This window comes from Parasaccharibacter sp. TMW2.1890 (assembly GCF_023337645.1).
Lineage (GTDB): Bacteria > Pseudomonadota > Alphaproteobacteria > Acetobacterales > Acetobacteraceae > Bombella > Bombella apis.
In genome coordinates, this window is record NZ_NWUV01000001.1 from 255,891 (window position 1) to 281,118 (window position 25,228).

The window sequence follows — 25,228 nt, forward strand, 5'->3', positions numbered from 1 at the left end:
GTTACTCAAATATAACGATACCGAAATTAAATGGACTGTTCCGGTGTTGTTTCGCAGGGAGGTCACATCATGGGGATCCGTGAAGTAATGGCAGCACAGCAGGATGCCGGACAGTGGGTGCTTCGCAGGGTGGAGGGAACCGCGCAGGAGGTGCCGCTGGGCAGCATGAAGGGGCAGCTGGGGCCGGATGTGGTGGACATGCGGACCCTCTACCGGCGGGCGGGTGTGTTTTCCTATGACCCCGGTTTTGCCAATACGGCATCCTGCATGAGTGCCATCACCTATATTGATGGTGAGGCCGGGATATTGCTGCATCGTGGCTACCCGATTGAGCAGCTTTGCCAGAAAGCGAGTTTCCCGGAAGTCGCCTGGCTGCTGTCGCACGGAGAGCTGCCTGATGCACGGCAGAAGGCCCGTTTCGAACATGGGTTGATGGCTGAGGCACATCTGCATGAGCAGATACGCAACTTCTTCAACGGGTTCCGGCGGGATTCCCACCCCATGGCCATGCTCTGCGGGACGTTGGCTGGCCTCTCCAGCTTCTATGGCAATCAGGGAGCGGACCAGCGGCACCGTATCACATCAGAGGAGCGGGAGATGTCTACCCTGCGGCTTGTGGCCAAGATGCCGACTCTGGCAGCCTGGGTCTACCGCTACAGCCGGGGGTTGCCGCTGATCTACCCCCGTCCGGGACTGAGCTATGCGGAGAACTGTCTGCACATGCTCTTCTCCATGCCGGAAGCAGCCTGGGAGGTGAATCCGGTTCTGGCACGGGCCTTCGAGAGGATTCTGATCCTTCATGCCGACCATGGGCAGAATGTTTCTACATCCACCGTGCGGACGGTGGGGGCCACGGGGGTCAATCCTTTTGCGTGTGTCGCTGCTGGTGTGGCGGCGCTCTGGGGGCCAGCACATGGCGGTGCGAACGAGGCCGTGCTGGATATGCTGGATGAGATCGGTACGGTGGACGGCATTCCGGATTTTATGAACCGTGTCAGGAATCAGGAGGATGGTACGCGGCTGATGGGCTTTGGCCACCGTGTTTACAGGAATCTGGACCCACGGGCCGGGCTGATGCGGAACATCTGCCATGAAGTGCTGGCAGAGCTTGGGATGGATCATGATCCCCGTCTCGAGCTGGCCATGAAGCTGGAAGAGACAGCCCTGAATGATGAGTATTTCATCTCCCGGCGGCTTTATCCCAATGTGGATTTCTATTCCGGAATCATCCTCCGGGCGATGGGGATTCCGTCCTCCATGTTCACGGTGTTTTTTGCCGTGGCCCGTACAGCGGGATGGGTTGCCCAGTGGAAGGAAATGCTGGAGAGCCGCGCAGGCATCAGCCGTCCCCGTGCCCTTTATGTCGGGCCGGACAGGCGGGATGTGCCGGCGTCCTGAGGAGCAGCCGGCTGAAGAAACAGGGCACGAGACTGGCAAGCGGGAGGGCATGATGACTGGAACAGACAGGACAGCCGGGCAGGGGGGCATTCCATGGCAGAGGCTGGAGCATGAGGGGCAGAGTTATCGATACGTATCGCTCCCCCAGGCTCTGGCCGGAGCGGGGGAGAAGGCGCAACGCCTGCCTTATGTGTTGAAGATCGTTCTGGAGAACGTGTTGCGGCAGGGGCAGCATGATGCGGCGGCGCTGGTGACGGGTTGGGCTGAGACCTGCCATGCCGAAGGTGAGATTCCGTTCCGTCCGGCCCGTATCCTGATGCAGGATTTTACAGGTGTTCCCGCTGTGGTCGATCTTGCCGCCATGCGTGACGGCATGAAACGGCTGGGTGGTGATCCGGAGGAGGTCAATCCGTTCATCCCTGTAGATCTTGTGATCGATCATTCCGTGACAGTGGATGTGGCGGGGCAGAAAGATGCTCTGGAGCAGAATGTGGCCCACGAGTTCAGCCGCAACCGGGAGAGGTACAGCTTTCTGCGCTGGGGGCAGCAGGCATTCGACAATTTCCGGGTCATTCCGCCAGAGGCCGGCATCTGCCATCAGGTGAATCTGGAATATCTGGCTCCGCTGGTCATGCGGAAGGAGGAAGAGGGCGTGACAACCCTTTTCCCGGATACGGTCTTCGGAACAGACAGCCATACGACCATGATCAACGGCCTTGGTGTTCTGGGCTGGGGTGTTGGTGGCATCGAGGCCGAAGCCGCCGCTTTGGGAGAGGCCATTGCCATGCGTCTGCCCGATGTGGTGGGGGTGTATCTGGAGGGACGGTCCGCTCCCGGCGTGACAGCGACGGACATCGTGCTGACCCTGACAGAACAACTCCGGGCGGAAGGGGTTGTCGGCAAGTTTGTGGAGTTTTTCGGTCCGGCGCTGGATCACCTGCCGGTGGCGGATCGGGCCACCATTGCCAACATGGCACCTGAATATGGAGCGACCTGCGGCTATTTTCCACCCGATGCACTGGCCATGGACTATCTGACCCTGACAGGCCGTTCGCCGGATCATGTCCGGCTCGTGGAAGCGTACCTGCGGCAGCAGGGACTGTTCCGGGAGGGTAATGAAACACCGCTTTTCACCACTGTGCTGCGTCTGGACCTGGGGACTGTGAAGCCTTCTGTTGCCGGGCCGAAAACACCCTCCCAGCGTCATGACCTTCCTGCCGTGGCAGAGACCAGCCGGGCCGCCTTGGCGGCCGAAGGACAGGGGGATGTCCGTTTCCCCATCCGCACGAAGGATGCCGCCCTTGCGGGGGAAAGCCTTGGTGCCGGGGATGTCGTGCTGGCAGCCATTACATCCTGCACCAATACATCCAACCCTGCGGCCATGCTGACAGCAGGGCTTCTGGCCCGGAAGGCCCGTCAGCGGGGCCTGAAGGTGGCACGGCGCATCAAGACCTCTCTGGCCCCGGGCAGCCAGGCCGTAACCCGGTATCTGGAACGGGCCGGTCTGCTGGAGGATTTCAGTGCGTTAGGGTTTGAGATCGTTGGTTATGGCTGCACGACCTGCATCGGCAATAGCGGCCCCTTGCAGGCTGACATTGCCCGGACGATCACGGAGCATGATCTGACAGTTGCCGCAGTGCTGTCCGGGAACCGTAATTTCGAGGGGCGTGTTTCCCCTCATACGAAGCTGAATTACATCACCAGCCCACCGCTCGTGATGGCCTATGCCTTGGCCGGGACCGTGACACGGAATCTTGCGGTGGAACCTCTTGGCCATGATGAGGCCGGTCAGCCTGTCATGCTGGCCGATATCTGGCCCGGCGGGGATGAGGTGGCGAATCTCATGGCGCAGTCCGTCGTGGCGGAGGCCTTTGCCCGTGGCTATGCGACTGTGGAGCAGGGGCCTGCCCAGTGGCAGGCACTGGGAGACGGCAAGGCCGGTGCAACGTTTGCGTGGGATGGGTCTTCAACCTACATCCAGTCACCGCCGTGGCTGGAGGAGGCTGCCGGCGTGACGGGGCCAATCCGCAAGGCCAGGATTCTGGCCCTGTTCGGGGACAACATCACGACGGATCATATTTCTCCGGCCGGAACGATTGCCATCGGTTCGCCTGCTGCCCGGTATCTTGAGGAGCATGGCGTCTCACCGGCGCAGTTCAACTCTTATGGCAGCCGCCGTGGGAATGATCGTGTCATGGCACGGGGGACATTTGCCAATATCCGTATCCGTAATGAGATGATCCCCGGTAGTGAGGGTGGCGTGACCCGGCACTGGCCAGATGGGGAGGAAGGAGCCATTTTCGATGCTGCTGCCCGGTATCAGCAGGAGCAGGTACCGCTGGTGGTGGTAGCGGGGCGGAATTACGGCATGGGGTCATCACGGGACTGGGCAGCGAAAGGCCCCCGTCTCCTGGGGGTAAAGGCTGTCATTGCCGAGGATTTCGAACGGATTCACCGGGCCAATCTGGCAGGGATGGGGGTTCTGCCCCTTACCTTTCCCAAGGGGGTGACCCGTCAGACGCTCGGCCTGACGGGGCAGGAAGAAGTGAGCATCGACCTTCCGGCCCGGCTTGAGCCCCGGCAGCCTGTCCGTGTGTGTTTTACGGCACCGGATGGCATGGAGCAGGTCGTGCAGGCCACCCTCCAGCTGGAGACGGAGGCTGAGCTGGCCTATGTCGCCCAGGGGGGTATCCTGCCTTATGTGTTGCAGCGCATTGCGGATGGCGGGAGCGTGCGGTGACGGCATGGTCCATGTTTTCCTGATGATGTGTGTGCCGGTTGGTGTTACGGTGGCGGCATGACCGTAGAAGGAGAAAGAAAGATGTTCAGACGCCCTCATGCCGTCATGGTGATGACACTTGGTCTGCTGTCTGCCGTGCCAGCTTCTGCGGCTGGGCCGAAGGATGGTCGGGCCGCAGCTGTGGAAGCCGTGACGGAAAAAGGGGGAGGTCTGCCGGAAATCATGGCGGCTGAACATCCGGGAGTAACGGCCCGGTCCGCTTTTGCCGGGCCATGGCGTTATGGTTGTGCCTATCCGGCCAAGGGCAGCCGACAGGGGACGCAGTTCTGCACCATCCAGCTGGAACGCATGACGGGGACGACGATGGATAGCGGATTTTTCCTGCTGGCTCATGCCACGCCAGACCTCATCAGGAAGCCGCTGGCCCAACAGCCCTGGCAGATCAGCCTGAACCTGCCGACACGCTTGCCGTTCGACATGAAGGCCACTCTTCAGCTGAGCGTGGATAACGGGCAGGCCGTGCCTTTGCCCCTGCAATCCTGTGACGAGACAGGCTGCATGGCCCAGCAGGAGCTTCCGGCCAGTGCCGTGCAGGCTCTGTCATCGGGGAAGACGGCACAGCTGACGGCGAAGACGAAAACGGGCGAGACATGGGCCTATGAGTTCCCGCTCTCCGACATCCAGACGGGGATGCAGCAGATCGCAGGCTGGCTGGAGCGGGGCGAGCTGAACCCGTAAAGAAGCGGGCCGGCCTTCAGCCCTTCCTGCCATCACGGATGAGCAGCAGGAAGACGAGGCTGAACAGCGAGGCCACGCAGATGATCGTGGCCATGGGGCGGGGTGTGGCATCCGCCAGCAGCCCCACCAGCCCGGACCCGATGATGCCGCTGCCATAATGGACGGCTCCCGTCATGGCGGAGACGGTGCCCGCATGGGCGGGGTCATCATGCAGGGCACCGGAGAGGGAATTGGCCACGATGAATCCGGCCATGGCGACATAGAGGAAGAGCGGCAGGAACAGCCCCCACAGCTCGCCATAATCAGTCCAGACATCAGCGACCAGCCAGAGCGAGACCAGAACGCTGATGATGACCCCCATGACAAGCAGCCTGTCGCTGCCCCATGCGTGGACCAGCCGGGCATTGATCATGTTGGCCGTCATGATGCCCACGATGCCCATTCCGAAGAGCAGCGCATAGAGCAGGGAGGAGGCGTGGTGGTAGCTGATATAGGCAAAGGGGGAGCCGGAAATGTAGGCGAAAGTCCCCGCATAGTAGCAGCCGCCGGCACAGGCATAGCCCAGCAGGCGGGGGCGGCGGATGAGGTGGGCATAGTGTGAGAAGGCATGGAGAACGGAGTGGGGGCGTTCATCCCGCTTCGGCAAAGTCTCCGGCAGGAAGAACAGGCTGCCGAGCATGATGAGGCCCACACAGACCAGACTGACGAAGATGGCCCGCCAGCCCCAGAAGGCCAGAATCTGTCCGCCAACCAGCGGGGCCAGCAGAGGCGTGATGGCCGTGACGGTCATCAGTGTGGAGAGCATCTGGGCGGCACGGTGGCCGTGATAGAGGTCCCGCACCATGGCCCGGGCGATCACGACATTGGCGCAGGCCCCGATGGCCTGAAGGAGGCGGAAGGCGATGAGCGTCGTGATGGAACCAGCAGCGGCACAGCCTGCCGACCCGAGAGTGAACAGGACCAGCCCGATGGCAATGGGCAGCCGTCGGCCATAATGGTCACTGACCGGCCCCCAGATGAGCTGGCTGAAACTGAACCCCACCAGATAGCCGGAGATCGTCCAGGCCATTTCACCTCCCGGCGCCTGCAGGGCCTGCGCCATGGTGGGCATGGCTGGCAGGTAGAAATCGGTGGAGATGGCCGCAAACCCCATCAGGACGCTGAGAATCCCCAGCAGGCGGAGGGAGTGGACGGTTGGTGGCTGTGTGGCGGTGGAGGACATGCCTCAAGAGATGCGGGGCCGTTGTCGGCCTGTCAAGCAGGGGCGGTACATGGGCATGGCGGGTTTCTGCCGGAGTGACCTTGCCATGCCGGTCCAGATCGGCACGATGGGGCTGGTGATGGATGGTGCGGATCATCCGGCAGCGGGAGGCCGGGCCGGTGGAGATGGAGGAGAAAGACCCATGCCGACAGGAACGCAGACGGACGCTCACGTCCCGCCCATGCATGTGCTGGCACGGCGTGCCCGTGAGGCAGCCGGGATTCTGGCCGTATGTCCGGCAGGGCAGCGGACGGCGGCACTGCGCCATGTGGCCGCAGGCTTGCGGGACGGAACGGAAACCCTGCTGGCTGCCAATCGCCGGGACCTTGAGCAGGCCAGTCTCAGCCCGTTCTTTCAGGAGAGGCTGACCCTGACGGCGGAACGGCTTGAGGGCGTGGCCCGCAGCGTGGACGCCCTTGCGGGCATGGAAGACCCGGTCGGACAGGTTCTGGCCGCATGGCAGCAGCCGAATGGCCTGAAGCTGCGCCGTGTGGCCACGCCACTTGGCGTGCTGGGGATGATCCATGAGGGGCGGCCCACCGTTGGGGTGGATGCGGCCATTCTGGCCATCCGGTCCGGCAATGCCCTGCTGCTGCGGGGCGGGCCGGAGAGTTTTCACAGCACACAGGCCCTGCATCATGTGATCCAGCAGGGGCTGGCCCGTGCTGGCCTGCCGGAGGATGCCGTGCTCATGGTGCCGGATGCCGGGCCGGAGCATGTGGGGGACATGCTCCGTGCAGCAGGGCTGATTGACGTGACCGTGGTCCGTGGCGGGCGCGCGCTGGTGGAGCGTGTGCAGGCCGAGGCACGGATGCCGGTTCTGGCCCATGCGGCGGGGCTGTGCCACAGCTACGTCCATGCGGCGGCGGATCATGAGCTGGCCCGGAGGGTCGTGCGCAATGCCAGGCTGCGCCGTCCCGGCATCTGTGGGGCCACGGAAACGCTCCTGATAGACGCTGCCATTGCTCCGGGTCTCCTGCCGCAGCTTGTGGCCGATCTGGCAGCGGAGGGCTGCACCTTCCGGGCTGACGAGGCCGCCCGCAGCATCCTGCCGGAACTGCCCGCTGCCACGGAGGAAGATTTTGCCACGGAATGGCTGGATAAGGTTCTGAACATTTCCGTTGTGGCAGGGGTGGATGCGGCACTGGCGCATATTGTCCGCTTCTCGTCCCGTCATACGGAGGCGATCCTGACGGAAGATGAGGCCGTGGCGCAGTATTTCATGCAACGTGTCCCCAGTGCCATCGTGATGTGGAACACCTCGACGCAGTTCAGTGATGGTGGTGAATTCGGACTGGGTGGGGAAATCGGCATCATGTCAGGCCGCCTGCCGCCCCGTGGCCCGGTTGGTCCGGCCCAGCTCATGACATGGCGTTATGAGGTGCACGGAACAGGGCAGCTGCGCCCGTGACGGACCGGGATGACCCTTCCAGACCATTCCTGAACCGGAACGGGCCGTGCATGGTCATGTAAACGGATCGTGACGTGAAACCGTTTGATGCGCTCCGGGAGGGCGGTTGACGTGCGGGGCGGGGCAGAAGGTGGTCTTCATCAGGAAGAGCTGTTGAACTGAAACAGCTTGACGTGATGGCCGATATTCGCAGAAGGTCGTCTTCATCAGGAAGAGCTGTTGAACAGGAGATGCCCCATGTTCCGAGATGAGATGGATACGACCCGGCCAGGTGAGGCTGCTGCCAGCCATGAAGGCGAGGGCGTGTCATCCGTGGGCAGGTGGGCGTTTTTCTCCGGTGTGGCGGCTTTTGTCATTGGTTTGCTTCTCGCCGCTCCTGTAGTTGCCGAAGCTGCTCCCCTCTCCATTCCTGCCACCATTACCATGACCATGCCCAAGGGTAGCGAGACAGTCATGGTCTGTACGTCCAAGCTGAATCTTTCGGACGTACAGGTTGCTTGTCGTCCTACTGAGAAGGTCGTCAAGAAGTTCCTGATAATGGCAGGGATTTTCGAAGTGGTTGGCATCGTCCTTCTTGTTCTTCTGATTGAGGGCATTGCCTTCTTTCTTCGGAAGCTGTGGTCACGGAGGAAGTCATGACGTTCTTGTGTGAACAGGAGACACCCTATTACCGTCCCGGACAGCCGGTGGAGATTGCGCCGGTCTATGTCACCCTGGCCTCTCAGGAGAGCAGCTACGTGACTGGGCAGGTCTGGGGCATCACCGGCGGTGACGGCGTACCGGGCTGAGGGAAGGCGGGCTGCCTGTGGAGAACATGAGGCGCAGGCTCTTTCGAGATATTTTTCCGAGATCGTAACATTCTCTGGGCTGCATTCTCTGGATTATATGGCAGACATGAGGTAATAAGCCGCCAGAACAGCCTGAGAATAAGGATGGTCATGGCGGCAAGGGTGCGGAAACTGCTTTGTACAGCTGCAATGTCGGCTGGTGTTTTTACCGCTTCTGAAGCATCTGCGGACGTGACCCTGTTTTCCCGCAAGGATATCACCCTGAATGCCGCTCTCGATATTGGGGGTGATGCCTTTTATTTCCCCAATGCCAATTTTGGCACGGGCTCTTATGCACCGCACAAGGCGGGTTATTACACACGCACGAAAAATGTTGGTCTTGGTGAGCTGTATGGCCAGCCCATGCTTTCAGGCACATGGCAGACCCCGTGGGGTTTTTCGGTGTTCGGGCTGGTTTCGGCCATCGGGTCCACGACGTTGGGTGACGGCGATGCAGAGAGCGTGAGCCAGACCTCCGGCACGCCCCGGCAGGTGAATCTTGAGGATGCCAATCTGGGCGTGAAGATTCCGCTGAATGGGAAAAGACGTCTGATCATCGAGGGGGGACGGCAGAAATTCCAGATTGATGACGGTTTTCTCATGGGGAAGGGAGCCTACAGCTCTGGTGAGCGTGGGGCCTGGTGGTATGCGCCCCGGTTTGCTTTCTCCGGGCCGGGGGTCATCAAGTATGAGGGGACATCCATCCGGTCCGATGTGTTCATGCTGGAGAACAACAGCAACAACCGGCAGACCTACGGCAATGACAAGCCGGAAACGAAGTTTGTCGGTTTTGACGTGACGCTCTTCCGCAGCCGTCCGGATGGAGATGGCGGCTCGTCCTACGGAGACCGGGCGGCCTATGTCACGCTGACCTATTTCTATGTCCGCCATGCCGACAAGGGAGCGGCCTACGATTACTCCAACAGGGCGGACCGTCAGGGTATGAGCGTGACGGCCCTGAGCTGGGGGGGAACGCCCTTTGCGATGAAGAGCCGCCCCTTCACGAAGAACATCACCTTCTATGGCAATTTTGTTTCCGAGCAGAACAGCCACGCAGGCAATGGGTACAAGGGGGTCAGTGCCTATGCCGTCTATGTGGAGCCGGGCTATACGTTTTCCCGGGTTCCGTGGCGGCCTCATGTTTTCTACCGGTACACCCGCTTCAGCGGGGGGCGGGATCCCCACAGCCGGACGAAGCACAATTACGATACGTTTTTTCTTTATGATGGTGCCCGTTACACGTACGGCGGTTACTGGCCGGGGGAGATTGTGGGGAACAACATGTCCCCACTCTCCAACATGGAGGTCCATCAGTTTGACATTACCGGTGTGCCGCCCGTCCATCTGCTGAAGAAGGATGATGAGCTGAAGCTTGGCCTGCATTTTTACGATCTTGCCTATCTGTATCCCACGGGCGCAGGCCTGCCTGCGGGTACGAAGCGACATATGTCGGATGAAGTCAACGTTTCAGCAGAATATGCTTTTGATGCGAATACATCCGGTGCGATTGCAGCGGGTGCTGCCTTTTCTGGTCCAGCAGGGCGGGCACTGGCCAAGGCTGGCGTGCCGGATGGACAGACCATGCCGAAGATCCATGGAGCTTCCGGTGTAATGGAAATTTATTTTTATAAACATTTTTAATATTAGCGCCCATCATTCCGTTTCTGTTCTTCTGTCCGGTTTGATACGGAACAGGGCGTGGAAGGGTTAATAAACTGCCATTTAGAGCGTGTTTTCGTGAGGCAGTATCGTCATGATGAAGAAAAAGAATAAATTTTATATTGTCTCCATTTCATAGACCGTACTGATAAACAAGTCAGACGGTCGATAGACAAGGAACGGTTATTCTGTAATAAAATTGTGAGGAAAATTTCCAAAAGGTTCCTCATATGTCATCAAAACTGCGGAAACTCTTCGTTTCGTTGGCCGCTTTGGGCAACGTTTATGTGATTTCTGACGCTTATGCTGACCAGACACTTGTTGCGACCAGAAACATTTCTCTCAAGGCCTCTCTGGATATTGGGGGTGATGCGTTCTTTCTGCCCAATACCAACTTCGGGACAGGGTCGTACCGTGAAAAGCGGACGGGCGGCTATGCCCTCATCAAGGATACGACGTATGCCGAGCTGTACGGCAAACCCATTCTTGCAGGGCAGTGGAAAACGCCCTGGGGGTTCAGCGTATTCGGGCAGGCATCGGCCATTGGCTCCACGACATTGGGGGATGGCGATGCCGAGAGCATTTCCCAGACGACACGGACCCCTCGTGCGGTCACGCTGGAGGAGGCCAATCTGGGCATAGACCTGCCCTTCAACAAGGAGCGGAAGCTGATCATTGAGGGAGGACGGCAGAAGTTCCAGATTGATGATGGCTTTCTGATGGGGAAGGGTGCTTACAGCTCCGGGGATCGTGGCGCCTGGTGGTATGCGCCCCGGTTTGCCTTTTCCGGCCCTGGTGTCATCAAATATCAGGGGAAGGCGCTGCGGGCGGATGTCTTCATGCTGGAGAACAACACCAACAACAAGCAGACCCGCAATAATGACAGGCCGGAGACCAAGTTTGAGGGGTTTGACATCACATGGTTTCGCAGCAGGCCAGGAGGGGATGGCGGGGCCGTCTACGAGGACAGGGCGGCTTATCTGACCCTGACCTATTTTCATGTGCGGAAGGCGAATATCGGTTCAGCCTACGACTACGCCAATCGTGGGGACAGGCAGGGGATGAATGTCAGTCAGCTGAGCTGGGGTGGTACGTTCGTGCCCATCCGGGCGCTGGGCATCTCAAAGCACTTCACGCTCTATGGCACATTCGTTTCCGAGCAGAACAGCCATGCGGGCAATGGTTACAAGGGGGTCAGTGCCTATTCGACATATATCGAGCCAGGCTATACGTTCACCAGCCTGCCATGGAAGCCGCACGTCTTTTACCGTTATACCCGTTTCAGCGGGGGGAAAAACTCACATAGCCGGACGAAGCACAATTATGATACGTACTTTCTGTACGATGGGCGCCGGTATACCTATGGTGGCTACTGGCCGGGGGAAATCACGGGCATGTATCTGTCTCCCCTGTCCAATATGGAGATCCATCAGGTGGATCTGACAGGTGTCCCACCTGTCCATCTGTTGCGCAAGGCGGACGAGCTGAAGCTCGGCCTGCATTTCTACGACCTGTCTTTTCTCTACCCCACAGGGTCGGGTTTGTCTCGCAATGTGGGGAGCCACATGTCGGATGAGCTTGATTTCTCCGCAGAATACACGTTTGATGGCAACACATCAGGAGCGATCGCTGGCGGTGTTGCTTTTGCGGGGCCAGCGGGAAAGGCACTGGCAAAGGCCGGTGTTCCGGGAGGTATGCCTATGCCGCCCATACATGGGACATCAGGTGTGCTGGAGCTTTATTTTTACCGTCACTTCTGAGAAGGAACGGAGTTTTAATCTGTTCCGGCTTCCATTTTGACAGTAGATGTTACAAAATGGGAATGACTTAGCGGAGAACCCGTCATCTACTGGATGGGCGATTTGCACAGCCAACTATTCATAAGGACCTTTTCATGAAGGAACCCACCACTGACCAGGCTCAGGCCGAAGATAAGGGGCTCTCGAGTCGTCATATTGCGATGATTGCCCTCGGCGGCGTGATCGGCGCCGGGCTTTTTGTTGGTAGCAGTGCCGCCATTGCCAAAGCGGGACCAGGCATTGCGCTTGTGTTCGTTGTCGTCGGATTCCTGATCATGGGGATCATGCGGATGCTTGGCGAGATTGTTGTCAGCGACCCGGGGCGTGGCTCCTTCGTGGAGTATATCCGCCTTGCGCATGGTGACCGGATCGGCTTTGCCTCCGGCTGGCTCTACTGGTTCTTCTGGGTGGTCGTGATCGGCTCGGAAGCCATCGCTGGTGCCATGATGCTGCGGGACTGGATCGACCTGCCTGTCTGGCTGCTGTCGATCATCCTCATCCTCAGCATGAAGTTTGTGAACTTCTTTGCCCCGAAGATTTTTGGTGAGTGCGAGTTCTGGCTTTCCAGCATCAAGGTTTTCACCATCGTGGCCTTCATCCTGCTGGCGCTGCTGTATGTCCTGCATGTTTTTGGTCCGGGTGTGCCGGTCCATCACAACCTGTTTGGTCGTCGTGGGCTCTTCCCCAACGGGATCGTGCCGCTGCTGGCGCTGGTGCCGACCGTGCTGTTCACCATGATGGGCTCCGAGATCTCCACCGTGGCGGCGTCCGAGACGTCTGATCCGGGGCAGAATGTCTCCCGTGTGACGCGGACACTCGGCCTGCGCATCATGATGTTCTACGTTTCCTCCATCTGCCTGATCACGATGATCGTGCCGTGGTGGAGCCTGTATCCGGGCAAGTCCCCGTTCGTGGCCGTGCTTCAGACCATGGGTGTGCCGGGTGCTGCGCTGATCATGCAGATCGCCATCCTCAGCGCCGTGCTGTCCTGCCTGAACTCCAGCATGTACATCACGTCCCGCATTCTGACAGAGCTGGCCATCCAGGGTGATGCCCCGGCGTTTCTGGTGCGTACGTCGCCGGACAAGGCGCCCCGCATGGCCATTACCATCAGCTCCGTGGCTGGTCTTCTGGTCGCCTTCTCCTCGATCTTTGCACCGAGCGAGATTTTCGGCTTCCTGCTGAACTGTAGTGGTGGTCTGATCCTGCTGACTTATGCGCTGATTTCCACGACGTACATTGTGCTGCGCCGCCGGAGCAAACGCTCTGGGACGAGCAAGCACTTCACCCTGCCGCTTTTCCCGTATCTCAGCCTCCTGTGCCTGGGTGCCATCATTCTGGTATTCGTGGCCATGCTGATCAATCCGGGTGAGCGCAACACGGCTTTTGCTTCTCTCGGTACGGCGGTCGTCTGCTACCTGATGGCCTGCAACTTTGCCAGCCGTCTGGCTCCCGTAACGACGGAAGAGCCGGCTGCGGTTGAAGAAGAAACCGGTAAAGAAGGCGAGTAAGCTGGAGGAAGAGGGAAGGCCTGTCTCCCTCTTCTGATGGAAGAGTCTTTTCTGAAGAAAACGGACCTGCCCTCTGGGTGGGTCCGTTTTTTTGTGGCGACTGATAACGGGGAGAAAGGTCTACCCCAGGGAGACCAGAATGGCTCCCAGCCCGATGAACAGGACTCCCAGCCAGCCCTTGAGGGAGAGTTGCTCCCCGAGGACGGTGACACTGAGTATGGCCACGAAAACAACGCTCAGTTTGTCAAGGGGGGCAACACGGGCAGCATCGCCCAGCTTTAGGGCACGGAAATAGCAGAGCCATGAGGCCCCTGTCGCCAGACCGGATAATAGCAGGAACAGGCAGCCCCGCATGTTGAAGCCTCTGGTCTCGTGAAATTTGCCTGTAATCAGCAAGATCATCCCCAGTACGCCGAGTATGACCAGCGTGCGGATGAAGGTGGCCAGGTCGGAATCAATGTTGTTGACGCCAATCTTGGCGCACAGAGCTGTCAGTGCAGCAAAAACTGCTGAAAGCAGAGCCCAGAAGACCCATGAGGTGGAAAGCATGATGATGTGTCCTCCTGATATTGTGGCAGAGACGTTCTGAAAGATGATCGGATGGGCCTGCGGGCTGTCTTCGTGTTTCAATCATGGTGGGGAGTAGACATCATGGCAATTCTGCTTCTTTGACGGGAATGGGCTGTTCAGAGTGCTGGTAACGTCTTTCAATTGCGAATGAGAATCAATTTTTAATTGAATCGAAAAATTTTTCCGATATCAATAATAAGAATCATTAACAGTTATCGGAGCCGCCATGCCCACCCTTACTTTCAGAAGGCTGTTCACCCGGTCCCGTTATTGTGCTGTGCAGGTTGCAGTGATTGGCCTGCTCTCGTTTTTCATGGAAAGTACAGCTCAGGCCCGTGCCCCCGTGGTCAATCTGGGCAATGCCGCAGCGGCAGGGGATGAGAGTGCAGACGGCCTCTTCGGGTTTCTGTCAAACTGGAAACGGGATTCCAACCTGCTCGGCAGCATGTGGGGCCTGCGGACAGCCATGGGGAAGGCGGGGCTGGTTTTTGCCCTTCAGGAGACGTCGGAGATTTTCGGCAATGTCACGGGCGGAACACGGCGGGGAGCTGCCTATGACGGCCTGACTGTTGCGGTGCTGCAACTGAATACGCAGCGGGCCTTTGGCTGGTACGGCGGTACCTTTCAGGTCAGCATGGAACAGATACATGGGCGCAGTCTCAGTGATGACAATCTTCAGGTGGCCCAGACCATCAGCGGGATCGAGGCAGACCGTTCCACCCGCCTGTGGGAAATGTGGTTTGACCAGAAATTTCTGGACCAGCAGGCTCTGGACATAAAGATTGGCCAGCAGAGCCTGGACCAGGAATGGATGGTGAGCAGCAATGCGCTCGTGTTTGCCAACACCATGTTCGGCTGGCCCATGGTGCCTTCGGCGGACATGCCCGGTGGCGGACCGGCCTATCCGCTCTCCTCACTGGGGGTGAGGGCGAAATACTGGATGGCCACACCATTATATGTGCAGGCTGGCGTGTTCAGTGGCAGTCCTGCTCATAATGTCAGTGTGGATGCTCAGAAGAGCAATCCATCCGGGACGAGTTTCGTGTTGAACCGGGGTGTGCTGGCTCTGGTGGAGTTCCAGTATGTCTATCCCGCCCTGGGGGCCATGGTCTCGCCAGATCAGGCCGATGCGCTCTCACGGGTCTATCGCATCGGGGCCTGGTATGATTCCGAGCCTTTTGCGGACCAGTACTGGGACAACATGCACGTGCCGCTTGCGTCTCCGGCAAGCAGTGGCGTGGCCCGCCGTCACCGTGGCCTTTTCAGCCTGTATGCGGTGGTGGACCAGATGCTGTGGCACAGCCATTACGATCCCAACCGGACATTCAATGTCTTTGGCCGGGCGATGGGGACGCCGCAGTCCGACCGTGCGCCCAACGATTTCAGCCTGAATTTCGGCTTCACGTTCAAGGACCCGCTGCCATACCGGCAGGATGACACGCTGGGGCTTGCCATGGGCTACACGCATTTCAGCAAGGCGCTGGCCAAATTTGACAGGGCGACCCGGTTCTACAACGGGAGCTACATGCCGTCCCAGAGCGGGGAAACCTACATGGAGCTGATGTATCAGTGCCAGATGACAGGCTGGCTCCAGCTCCAGCCGGACTTCCAGTACATTTTCAATCCGTCAGGTGGGGTGCCGAACACTCTTCACCCTGACAGGCGCGTGAAGGACATTGCCGTCCTTGGTCTGCGTGCGATCATTGCCCTGTAGGAGGTGCTTCATGAAACAGTTTCTACGCAGAGTTCTGCCCGGCCTGGCCTGCTTCGCTTTCGCTGCCGTGTTTGCTCCACAGGGAGGGGAGGCTGCTCCGAAGGGATTTCTGGAGACCATCCACCGCCATGCCATGCTGGCCTCCACAAGTCCGGGCAATGGTGATCTCAATCCCTATGCGATTTATCTGGTGCCGCAGGACATGGGCAGCCTGAAGAAGGATGAAGTGCTCATCACCAACTTCAACAATGTGAACAATCTTCAGGGAACCGGCACGACCATCGTGGCCTATTCGCCCGTGACAAAAAACATACGCCTGTTTGCCAGTGCCCCTGCCAATCTGGCAGCCTGCCCGGGGGGGATCGGCTTCACGACAGCCCTGACGGTGCTCAAGGCGGGTTGGGTCATTGTTGGCAGCACGCCAAGCAAGGATGGGACAACAGGCACGAAGGGGGATGGCTGCCTTCTGGTTTTTGATGCCAACGGAAAATTCGCCACGGCGTGGAAAGGACCGGACATCACGGGGCCGTGGGGGAATATTGCCAGCATTGATAACGGAGACACGGCCACGCTTTTCATCTCCATGGCGGCGGCGGGGCTGCCAAGCCCCTATGTTCTGGATCCGGCAACGCATTATCCACCCATCCTGCACAATGCGACGGTCATGCGTTTCAATCTGCATGTTCCGCCGGGTAAGCCCCCTGTGCTGGACAGACAGTCAATCATAGCGACCGGGTTTGCCGGTCGTGCCGATCGTGACAATTTTCTTTTTGGGCCAACCGGACTGGCTCTGGACAGTGACGGCACGCTGTATGTCACGGATGGCTATGATGAGGAGGTCACGGCCATTGATGATGCCGTGAACCGCACGACCCCCGTGACACGTCAGAATGATGCCGTAGGGCGCATCATCACCAGAGGGCAGCTGCTCAACTGGCCACTGGCGATGATCTGGGTGCCGGGGCATCACCTGCTGGTGGCCAACGGGCGCAACGGGCAGGTTGTCGAGATAGACCCCGTGGCGAAGAAACAGCTCTATGCCCAGTGGGTGGACAATGACCAGGCCCAGCAGCCCCCGGGCAATGGCGACCTGTTCGGTCTGGCGATGACCCCTGACAACAGGGGATTCTATTATGTCGAAGATGACATGAACACGCTCAATGTTGCCCTTCCGTGAAAGTAGAACCATGACATTTTCTCTTTCCCGCCGCACTCTTCTGGGGGGGGCGCTGGGGCTGGCAGGGCTTGAGCTGATGCGCCCCGCCACCAGCCTTGCGATGGCCTCTTCCCTGCGTCATCAGCCCGGCATCATGCTGCCGCAGCTGCCGTTCCTGTATTTCATCACGTTTGATCTCACGGCGGAGAAGAAGGCCGATGTGGCCGACATGATGAGGGCATGGACGGAGGCCGCCGAGGCCCTGATGGCGCACCGGCCCGCCCCGCATCTTGTTGATTCTGGTGATGTGGATGGTCTGGAGCAGGCGAGCCTGACCCTGACCTTCGGCTTCGGGCCGGGGCTGTTCACGAAGGAGGGGAAAGACCGGTATGGTCTTGCGGATCGGCGTCCGGCTCCGCTGGCCGACCTGCCCCGCTTTACGGGGGATCAGCTCGTTCCGGCCCATACGGGGGGTGATGTCTGCATCCAGAGCTGTGCGACGGATCCGCAGACGGCCTTTCATGCCATCCGCATCCTGGCCCGTCTGGCCGACGGCAGGGCAACTCCACGCTGGGCACAGACCGGCTTTTCACCGGAGTTTGGCCGGCATCAGACACCCCGCAATCTGATGGGCTTCAAGGATGGCACCATACAGCCTGATATCGCCAATCCTGCCGTGGCGAAGCGGGTCCTCTGGGCGGCCCCGACGGACGAACCGTGGATGCAGGGGGGAACCTATCTTGTGGCCCGCATCATCCGCATTGCCCTGGAGCATTGGGACCGTACGAGGACGGGCTTTCAGGAAGAGACGATGGGGCGTCAGAAGCAGAGTGGCGCACCCATTGGTGGCCATCATGAGAATGAGCCGCTGACTCTCAGCCAGACCGACAAAGACGGGAATCCTGTCACGTCTGAAAATGCTCATGCCCGCCTTGCCGCCCCGCAGGAGAATGGTGGTGCGGAGCTGCTGAGGCGGTCTTATTCCTATGATAACGGTTTGAGCTACATTGCCGAACGCTGGCCCCCGTGGCGGCAGGGCAACGAGTTTGATGCCGGGTTGATGTTCCTTGCCTATCAGCAGGACCCTCGCACGGCCTTTACGAAGATATTCGAGCGCATGTCGAAATTCGACATGATGAACCAGTACACGACCCACATAGGCAGCGGCCTGTTCGCCTGCCCGGGGCGTCTTGATGGTCATTACATAGGTCAGGAGCTTCTGGGGTGAGGGGGCTTTAAAAAGGGGGCTTAGAGTGTGTCTGCCATCAGGCCTGTTCCTGAGACCTGATGGCAGGGGGGTGGTTCATGTTTCTTGTTGTCAGACAGTCAGCGCAGCTCGTGGCTCTGCAGCATCTCGGGTGCTGGCTGGTAGCCCTGAGCCGCCGCTTTCTGGAACCAGTGCAGGCCTGTTTTGTCATTCTTGGGAATGGTCACACCGTTGTAATAGACAAGGCCCATTTTGTATTCAGCTTCCGCATAGCCTGCCCTGTGGCTTTGCGGTGCCACTTGGCGGTTTCTTGGTTATTTTTGGCAGAATACAGGTTGAGCTGATATGCTTGACTCAGTTCATTCTGTGCAGAGTAATAAGTCCTGTGCCGCAGATTTTTTAAGGAACTGGAAAGTTGTTTCTGGATTTTTTTTCTATGCCTCTTCCTTATGAGTGGGCTTGATAAAGAGCATATTGCCCATATGCACCATCTTGATCCGCTGATGTTTTTTGCCTGTTTCGAACATAACTTGTCTTCACTTCCTGTTATGGGGTAGAGTATATATTCCATGTCTGCTATTGATAGAGAATAGCCTTGGTAAATTTAAGGTATATTCTGTGGCGTTGTTTGCGCCTCGTCGTATCCAAGCTTGGCGGGTAAAATGAGAGGTCAAAATCGATCAGATCGTCAGTACGAATTGGAACGCTCGTTTTTGGAGAGAGCCAAATCTCTGTTGCATGTTTGTTATGGGAAAATTGAATTTATTTCCGAGCAAACTGATAGACCCGATGCTGCGTTTTTGACCACTGAAGGTAGATTGGTTGGTATAGAAATAGTGGAAGTGGATGATGAAAGTCTACGGGAATATTTTGGGAGAATGCGTGAAGTTCAGCCTGCGTTATTTGAACAATTGGATAGAATAGAGAAAGGGGAAGAACTTAACAGCAGACCACTAAAAAAGAAAAGAGTGGAACAAGGAAATGATTGTATTTTTAAGAAATCAAAACAAAAATATGATCTTTACAATGACTATATGAAAAATTTAGAAAAGATTTATGAGGAGATTTATGATAAAAAATATGAGCTTCATGGTAAAGAAAAGCATGGGATAGAGTTAATTCTTCTGGCGCACTCCGAGTTTGTGTCAAACGAAGATGATCGTTTCGAAACTTATCTTTGTTCGTGGACAAATTACCATTTTAGTGTTTCTGATTGTCCATATAGCAAGGTTATATTTACATCTGGGTTGACGCGTGAAGCAAAAATAGTTTTTGATAAAACAAATCCGAATAAAAATCGCCCTGTTCTGGATAAAGAAAAGGAAAAGGGGAGCACTATGGTACGGTTAAATGCGATACCAGCTGATGGGAAACCTTATAATATCAAAGATCAGCTCTTCAACCCGCCGGTTCCTCCCTCTTCTAAGAAGAGAAGATAACATTTTTGGAAGCCTGCTGGCGGAGATATGTTCAGGCATTTTCTACCAGCGGCTGCTTTTCGGGTCTTGCTATTGAGCAAATGATCTTCTGGAAATACTGTCTGTTTTATGATTTGAAGGCAGGTAGCTCATCTCTCAGGTTTATATACCTGTCTGGATCGCTCTCCGTATAGCGGATGCAACAGGTGGTAAATTTTTATTATTAATGCTGATCGAATGGCTGCTAATTTTTTATCGGTACATTTTCAAAAATTGTTAAAAAATGTCATGATCCAAGTCAGGAACGGGCCAGTTCTTTGTAAATAGCCTTATATTCAGTAGTAAAACGGGCGTCTCTTGGTGGACCCGGCGCGATTCGAACGCGCGACCTTTGCCTTCGGAGGGCAACGCTCTATCCAGCTGAGCTACGGGTCCCTGTTGTCGGTACTTTTAACGGCAAGTGGCGTGCTTGCCTAGCCCTTGCGGCACTCTTTTTTCATCCATGTCAGCGTGTCTGTTCCAGCCAGAGCCACATGGTGGCGGCACTGTCCCCGCCAGAGGGCAGAAAGCGGTCAGGCCGCTCGATCCATGAGATGATGTCCTTGGCCGGACGGTCTTGCGGTTCACGGGTGATGAGGTGATACCCACGGGGCAGCTCATCCAGCCGGAAGAGGGACGGTGGGGCCTGCCGTATCAGCCGACGTGTGGCAGAGGCGGGGACGAACTGGTCCCTGTCTCCCCAGACGAGCAGGGTCGGTATCTGTACGGAGGGTGCCTGCTCCAGCGCACGGGCCATCAGATGCGTCAGCCCTCGCAGGGCGTGCACGTTCGTGCCGTGGCGCGTCAGCGGGTCGAAGAACATGCGGCGCATGGCCCGAAGATTGGCCGTGGCGACATGATGCCCCGGCATATGCGCACCCGTCAGCCGTGCCTGTGGCGTGACGAGGTTCCAGCCTTCCAGAAGGGTCTGCCAAGGCTCACCAATCGTCATGATGGCCGGGGCCAGAAGGATCAGCCCGTCAGGGCGGGGAGTCGACAGGGACGTGCTGGTCAGGAGGGCAAGGGCCCCCCCCATGCTTTCCCCCATCAGATGGAGGGGCTGGCCGGGCCAGCGCTGCTGGCACCAGCGGGCTTCTTCCACGGCATCGGCAACCATCCTGTCGGTCGTGCTCCATCCCCCTTTGGCGGGGAATTCGCCAAAGCCACGCACGTCCGGTGCGACGATGAGAAAGCCCGCCCTGTTGAGGGCCGGGGCCATGACTTCCCAGGCGTCCCGGCTGTCTCCAAAGCCATGAAAGGCCAGAATGATACCACGTTGGGGAACAGTTGCCGGGTAGAGCCGTACCGGTGCTCTGCGGCCATCGGAGAGGGCAATTGTCGCACTGGCTGGGATGTAAGCCGCCTCGGCCGGGCGGTGGGGCAGGCTCCGGGGGGCTGGGGGTGTCTGGCATCCTCCGGGCAGGCCCATGAGCAGAAATGCGGACATGACGGACAGGGGGCCGTTTTTAAAACGGCGGAAATCGGCTAGAGAAGAAAGCATCTGCAAGACTGATCTGCCAGCACGGGCAGGGGAGAAAGACGGCGTGACGTCAGAAAACACACATCTGGTTCTGGTGGATGGTTCGGGGTTCATTTTCCGTGCCTTCTTTGCCATTCCCCCCATGAGCAGCCCGGAGGGTGTGCCCGTCAATGCCGTCTATGGCTTCACCAACATGCTCTCCCGGCTCATCAAGGAGCATGAAGGCCAGCCGATGGCCGTGATCTTCGATGCAGGCCGCAGGACATTCCGTAACGACATTTACCCTGATTATAAAGCCCATCGCCCCGAACCGCCGGAAGACCTGCGCCCCCAGTTCGACCTCATCCGTCAGGCAACCGACCAGTTCGGGATTCCGGCCATCGAGCTGCCGGGCTGGGAGGCGGATGACCTGCTGGCGACCTATGCCCGCCTGGTCGTGGAGCAGGGCGGCAGCTGCACCATCATCTCGTCAGACAAGGACCTGATGCAGCTTGTCCGCCCCGGTGTCTCCCTGAAAGACCCGATGAAGCAGAAGCCCATCGGTCTGGCCGAGGTTGAAGCCAAGTTTGGCGTCACGCCGGACAAGGTGGTGGATGTGCAGGCCCTCATGGGGGATTCCACCGACAACGTGCCGGGCGTGCCGGGCATCGGCCCCAAGGGAGCGGCGCAGCTGATCAATGAATATGGATCGCTGGAGGCCGTTCTGGCCGCAGCCCCCGGGATGAAGCCTTCCAAGCGGCGGCAGAATCTGATCGATCACGCCGAAGGTGCCCGCATTTCCCGGCAGCTTGTCCTGCTGGCGGATGATGTGGCCGTGCCGACACCTGTCGATGAGCTGCGTCCCCGTGAGCCGGACGCCGAAATGTTGCGGAGCTGGCTGGAGAGTATGGGGTTCTCTTCCATTCTCCAGCGCATGGGTTTTGGCGGCAAGGCCCGCCACCCGGCACAGCGCAGGCCCGAGGCCAGCCCGGCCTCAGCTGCGGCAGAGGGGCAGGATGCCGGGGAGATACCCCGCAGTGAGGCTCCTTTCGGTCCCTATGAGACCGTCACGGACAGGGACACGCTGGCCCGGTGGATCGACGCCGCCCGTGCCGCAGGACGTGTGGCCGTGGATACGGAAACAACCGGCCTGAACGCCCGCACGGCCGAAATTGTTGGCCTGTCTCTGGCCGTGGCTCCGGGCAGGGCCTGTTATGTGCCGTTCCGTCATGAAGGCACGCTGGAAGCTCCCGTGGGCGACCAGCTGGACGTGAAGGCCACGCTGGATCAGCTGGCCCCGCTGATGGCCGATGAGGCCGTCCTGAAGATTTTCCAGAATGCAAAATATGACCTCACCATCCTGCGGCAGGCCGGTCTGGAGGTCATTGCCCCGCTGGATGATACAATGCTGCTGTCCTATGCCCAGTCCGCCGGGGCGCACGGGCAGGGCATGGATGAACTCTCCCGCCTGCATCTGGATCATACCCCCATTCCCTATGATGACGTGACGGGCAAGGGGCGCAACCGGGTGCCTTTCACGCAGGTGCCGCTGGATAAAGCAACTGCCTATGCGGCGGAAGATGCCGACGTGACGCTGCGCCTCTGGGAGGTGCTGCGTGTGACGCTGCCCCGCCAGAAGGCGGCGGCCCTGTATGAGGAAATGGAACGCCCGCTCATCACCGTTCTGGAGCGCATGGAGGAAGCTGGCGTGCGGGTGGACGCCGATGAGCTGCGCCGCCTGTCGGAGGACTTCGCCACCCGCATGGTGGAGATGGAACAGGGGATTCATGACCGTGCGGGGCGGCCCTTCAACATCGGGTCGCCCAAGCAGCTGGGGGAAATCCTGTTTGATGAGATGGGCCTTCCCGGTGGCAAGCGCACCAAAACGGGCTCGTGGGGAACGGATTCCCGTGTGCTGGAAGAGCTGGCCGAGCAGGGCCATGACCTGCCGACGGCAATCCTGAACTGGCGGCGTCTGGCCAAGCTGAAATCCACCTATGCGGATGCGCTGCTCAAGCTGATGGACCCGAAGACCCAGCGTGTGCATACGACCTTCCAGATGACGACCACGACCACGGGGCGTCTCTCCTCCAACGAGCCGAACCTCCAGAACATTCCCATCCGCACGGAGGAGGGGGCACGCATCCGTCAGGCTTTCGTGGCGGCTCCGAGGTACAGGCTTCTGTCTGCCGATTACAGCCAGATCGAGCTGCGCCTTCTGGCCCATGTGGCGCAGATTGAGCCGCTGCTGGATGCGTTCCGTCACGGGCAGGACATCCATGCCCGCACGGCGTCTGAAGTGTTCGGCATCCCGTTGGAAGAGATGGACCCGCTGACAAGGCGACGGGCCAAGGCCATCAATTTCGGCATCATTTACGGCATTTCAGCCTTCGGGCTGGCCCGGCAGCTTCAGGTGCCGCAGGGTGAGGCCAAACGCTATATTGAGGCCTATTTTGACCGCTATCCCGGTATCCGGGATTATATGGAAAAGATGAAGGAAGAGGCCCGGGAGAAGGGCTATGTGCTGACCCCCTTCGGTCGCCGCTGCTATGTGCCGGGAATCACGGCAAAGCAGGCAGCGCAGCGGTCCTATGCCGAGCGTCAGGCCATCAATGCTCCCCTGCAGGGTGGAGCGGCGGACATCATCAAGAAGGCCATGGTCACCCTGCCGGACCGTCTGGCCGAGGCCGGGCTGAAGGCCCGGATGCTGCTTCAGGTACATGATGAGCTGCTTTTTGAAGTCCCGGAAGCCGAGGCTGAGGAGACGGCGGCCCTCGTGAGGGAGGTCATGGAATCCGTGGCCAGGCTGGATGTCGCTCTTTCCGTGGAAACGGGGCTTGGCCAGAACTGGGCTGAGGCGCACTGATGCAGCCGGACAGGAATGAGGAGACAGGAACAGACATGACGGACCGTTCGAAGACCGGGGCAGGCCCGGAAACTGACCCGAAGAAAACAGTCGTCCGTCGGGCCGGGCTGGTCGTTCTGGGGCTGATCCTGCTGGCAGGGCTGCTGGGCTATGGTGGTTACTGGCTCTCCACAGGGGCGGATGAAGGGGCACGGGTTCACGCACAGGGCAATGTGGTGGGCGGCTCCTTCCGGGTCTTTTCCCTTGGTGGTGGCATGGTGACGGAAGGTGATTTCCGGGGCTCATGGACGGTCGTCTGGTTTGTGGACCCACGCTGCCCGCCGGAACGCTGCCAGCCTCCGCTCAAGGCTCTGGACCAGACCCTCGTGACGATGAAGCAGAAAGGCCAGCCTGTCCTGCCTCTGGTCGTCTCGCTGGATGCCCGGGCGGAAGACCCGGACACGCTGAAGGACTATGTGATGGGCGTAGCCCCGCACATCTTCCCGGTCTTTGCGACCCCGAACATGACACAGGCCATGACACGCCTCTACCATGCGCCCTATGCGCTGGAGCCGGGGCAGAGTTACTATCAGTCGGCTCCATCTTTTGTGGTCATGACACCGGAAGGTCATTACGCTGACACGCTGCCCGTGACGGATGATGCAGCTGGTCTGACGGCGGGTCTGGAACAGATCATGGCCCGTTCAGGACAGAATTGAGAGCAAGGAAGAGCCCACATGCTACGTTACCCCATTCTTCTGCTGGATTATGACGGCACTTTGGCCGAGACCCGCCCTGCCATCCTGCGGAGTCTGGAGGAGGCCTTCACGGATATCGGCCGGACGCCACCGCCCCGTTCCTACCTGAAGGAGCGGCTGGGCAAGGGGGATGCGCTACAGGGGTTCTATCAGAGCATTGTGGATGAAGGGGCCTCCATGGATGAGGCCCAGCGTTATGTGGCTGCCTACCGCCAGCGTTATGCCCAGGCGGATGAGGAAGAAACCTATCTGTATGACGGAGCCCGTGAGGTGCTCCAGATTCTCCAGGGGCGGGGCTACAGGATGATTGCCGTAAGCAACAAGCACGGCCCGACCCTGCGGCACAGCCTTGCCCGGTTTCAGCTGGAGCCGTTTTTTGAGGCGTCCATCGGTGCTGAAGAGGGGCTGCCCCGCAAGCCGGAGAAGGAGGTTTTCACGCAGCGTCTGGCCCATATGCTGCCGGGCTGGGGGGCGGAGCAGTGCCTCATGGTGGGTGATACGACAGCGGATATCGGGTTTGCCCAGACCCTTGGCATGGATGTCTGCTGGGCCAGTTACGGTCACGGTGTGGCAGAGATTTGCAGGGAGATGAAACCTACCTATCAGTTTGACAGCTTGTGGGAACTGCCGAATCTGCTGTCAGAAACGGAAAGCTGACAGAACCCGGCGGACAGGTTCATACGGAACAGGCCCGGCTCATTTTCATGGGCCGGGCCTG

General features: G+C 58.9%; 20 protein-coding genes and 1 tRNA gene. 16 read left to right on the forward strand and 5 right to left on the reverse strand.

Features of this window, described 5'->3' with window-relative positions; genetic code table 11:
• The first annotated feature begins 87 nt into the window (after positions 1-87).
• The 3 genes from CPA54_RS01155 (at position 88) to CPA54_RS01165 (ending at position 4,876) form a co-directional block, all read left to right on the forward strand.
• Positions 88-1,398: a citrate synthase gene (locus CPA54_RS01155; RefSeq protein ID WP_052349211.1), complete on the forward strand. Its 1,311-nt coding sequence runs from the start codon at positions 88-90 to the stop codon at positions 1,396-1,398.
• Positions 1,399-1,450: 52 nt separating this feature from the next.
• Positions 1,451-4,138, forward strand: coding sequence for an aconitate hydratase AcnA (gene acnA, locus CPA54_RS01160; RefSeq protein ID WP_249085682.1), 2,688 nt, complete (start codon positions 1,451-1,453; stop codon positions 4,136-4,138).
• A gap of 81 nt (positions 4,139-4,219) precedes the next feature.
• Positions 4,220-4,876: an invasion associated locus B family protein gene (locus CPA54_RS01165; RefSeq protein WP_043560795.1), complete on the forward strand. Its 657-nt coding sequence runs from the start codon at positions 4,220-4,222 to the stop codon at positions 4,874-4,876.
• Positions 4,877-4,892: 16 nt separating this feature from the next.
• Here CPA54_RS01165 and CPA54_RS01170 read toward each other — a convergent pair whose 3' ends face one another.
• Positions 4,893-6,098, reverse strand: coding sequence for a multidrug effflux MFS transporter (locus CPA54_RS01170; RefSeq protein ID WP_249085394.1), 1,206 nt, complete (start codon positions 6,096-6,098; stop codon positions 4,893-4,895).
• A 181-nt stretch (positions 6,099-6,279) separates the two neighbouring features.
• Here CPA54_RS01170 and CPA54_RS01175 point away from each other — a divergent pair, with 181 nt between their 5' ends.
• The 6 genes from CPA54_RS01175 (at position 6,280) to CPA54_RS01200 (ending at position 13,344) form a co-directional block, all read left to right on the forward strand.
• Positions 6,280-7,548, forward strand: coding sequence for a glutamate-5-semialdehyde dehydrogenase (locus tag CPA54_RS01175; protein ID WP_249085684.1), 1,269 nt, complete (start codon positions 6,280-6,282; stop codon positions 7,546-7,548).
• A gap of 237 nt (positions 7,549-7,785) precedes the next feature.
• Positions 7,786-8,187: a hypothetical protein gene (locus CPA54_RS01180; protein ID WP_081562962.1), complete on the forward strand. Its 402-nt coding sequence runs from the start codon at positions 7,786-7,788 to the stop codon at positions 8,185-8,187.
• A complete protein-coding gene (locus CPA54_RS01185) occupies positions 8,184-8,336 on the forward strand; it encodes an SDR family oxidoreductase (RefSeq protein ID WP_086431145.1) in 153 nt (50 codons plus the stop codon). The genes CPA54_RS01180 and CPA54_RS01185 overlap by 4 nt, the downstream gene beginning before the upstream one ends.
• A 231-nt stretch (positions 8,337-8,567) precedes the next feature.
• Positions 8,568-10,016, forward strand: a complete 1,449-nt coding sequence (locus CPA54_RS01190; RefSeq protein ID WP_227449654.1) for an alginate export family protein — start codon at positions 8,568-8,570, stop codon at positions 10,014-10,016.
• A gap of 248 nt (positions 10,017-10,264) precedes the next feature.
• Positions 10,265-11,794 carry an alginate export family protein gene (locus tag CPA54_RS01195; protein ID WP_249085395.1) on the forward strand — a complete coding sequence of 510 codons (1,530 nt, stop codon included), beginning with the start codon at positions 10,265-10,267 and terminating at the stop codon, positions 11,792-11,794.
• A gap of 134 nt (positions 11,795-11,928) precedes the next feature.
• Positions 11,929-13,344 (forward strand): amino acid permease, encoded by a 1,416-nt coding sequence (locus CPA54_RS01200; RefSeq protein ID WP_052349139.1) that lies wholly within the window; start codon positions 11,929-11,931, stop codon positions 13,342-13,344.
• A 120-nt stretch (positions 13,345-13,464) separates the two neighbouring features.
• On the opposite strand, the gene CPA54_RS01205 is transcribed toward CPA54_RS01200, so the two are convergent.
• Positions 13,465-13,893 (reverse strand): EamA family transporter, encoded by a 429-nt coding sequence (locus tag CPA54_RS01205; protein ID WP_043561539.1) that lies wholly within the window; start codon positions 13,891-13,893, stop codon positions 13,465-13,467.
• A 247-nt stretch (positions 13,894-14,140) separates the two neighbouring features.
• On the opposite strand from CPA54_RS01205, the gene CPA54_RS01210 reads away from it, so the two are divergent.
• The 3 genes from CPA54_RS01210 to CPA54_RS01220 are packed head-to-tail and all read left to right on the forward strand — an operon-like array spanning position 14,141 to position 18,012.
• Positions 14,141-15,628, forward strand: coding sequence for a carbohydrate porin (locus tag CPA54_RS01210; RefSeq protein WP_081562965.1), 1,488 nt, complete (start codon positions 14,141-14,143; stop codon positions 15,626-15,628).
• A gap of 10 nt (positions 15,629-15,638) precedes the next feature.
• Positions 15,639-16,805: a hypothetical protein gene (locus CPA54_RS01215; RefSeq protein WP_143539893.1), complete on the forward strand. Its 1,167-nt coding sequence runs from the start codon at positions 15,639-15,641 to the stop codon at positions 16,803-16,805.
• Positions 16,806-16,815: 10 nt separating this feature from the next.
• Complete coding sequence (locus CPA54_RS01220; RefSeq protein ID WP_249085396.1) at positions 16,816-18,012, forward strand: Dyp-type peroxidase; 1,197 nt, start codon at positions 16,816-16,818, stop codon at positions 18,010-18,012.
• Positions 18,013-18,110: 98 nt separating this feature from the next.
• On the opposite strand, the gene CPA54_RS01225 is transcribed toward CPA54_RS01220, so the two are convergent.
• Positions 18,111-18,290, reverse strand: a complete 180-nt coding sequence (locus CPA54_RS01225; protein WP_249085397.1) for an SEL1-like repeat protein — start codon at positions 18,288-18,290, stop codon at positions 18,111-18,113.
• 363 nt (positions 18,291-18,653) lie between these two features.
• Between CPA54_RS01225 and CPA54_RS01230 the strand changes: the two genes are divergently transcribed.
• Positions 18,654-19,430 carry a hypothetical protein gene (locus tag CPA54_RS01230; protein ID WP_249085398.1) on the forward strand — a complete coding sequence of 259 codons (777 nt, stop codon included), beginning with the start codon at positions 18,654-18,656 and terminating at the stop codon, positions 19,428-19,430.
• 337 nt (positions 19,431-19,767) lie between these two features.
• Here the strand turns inward: CPA54_RS01230 and CPA54_RS01235 are convergent.
• Together CPA54_RS01235 and CPA54_RS01240 are read right to left on the reverse strand one after the other, a co-directional pair.
• Positions 19,768-19,844 (reverse strand) — tRNA-Arg (locus CPA54_RS01235).
• Between the two features lie 70 nt (positions 19,845-19,914).
• Positions 19,915-20,895: an alpha/beta fold hydrolase gene (locus CPA54_RS01240; protein WP_248630382.1), complete on the reverse strand. Its 981-nt coding sequence runs from the start codon at positions 20,893-20,895 to the stop codon at positions 19,915-19,917.
• Positions 20,896-20,992: 97 nt separating this feature from the next.
• Here CPA54_RS01240 and polA point away from each other — a divergent pair, with 97 nt between their 5' ends.
• The 3 genes from polA to CPA54_RS01255 are packed head-to-tail and all read left to right on the forward strand — an operon-like array spanning position 20,993 to position 25,167.
• On the forward strand, positions 20,993-23,773 hold the full coding sequence (gene polA / locus CPA54_RS01245) for a DNA polymerase I (protein ID WP_249085686.1): 2,781 nt from the start codon (positions 20,993-20,995) through the stop codon (positions 23,771-23,773).
• A gap of 35 nt (positions 23,774-23,808) precedes the next feature.
• Entirely contained in the window at positions 23,809-24,471 is a 663-nt protein-coding gene (locus CPA54_RS01250; protein WP_043561521.1) for an SCO family protein, read from the forward strand.
• A gap of 18 nt (positions 24,472-24,489) precedes the next feature.
• On the forward strand, positions 24,490-25,167 hold the full coding sequence (locus tag CPA54_RS01255) for an HAD family hydrolase (protein WP_249085399.1): 678 nt from the start codon (positions 24,490-24,492) through the stop codon (positions 25,165-25,167).
• Positions 25,168-25,228: the final 61 nt, after the last annotated feature.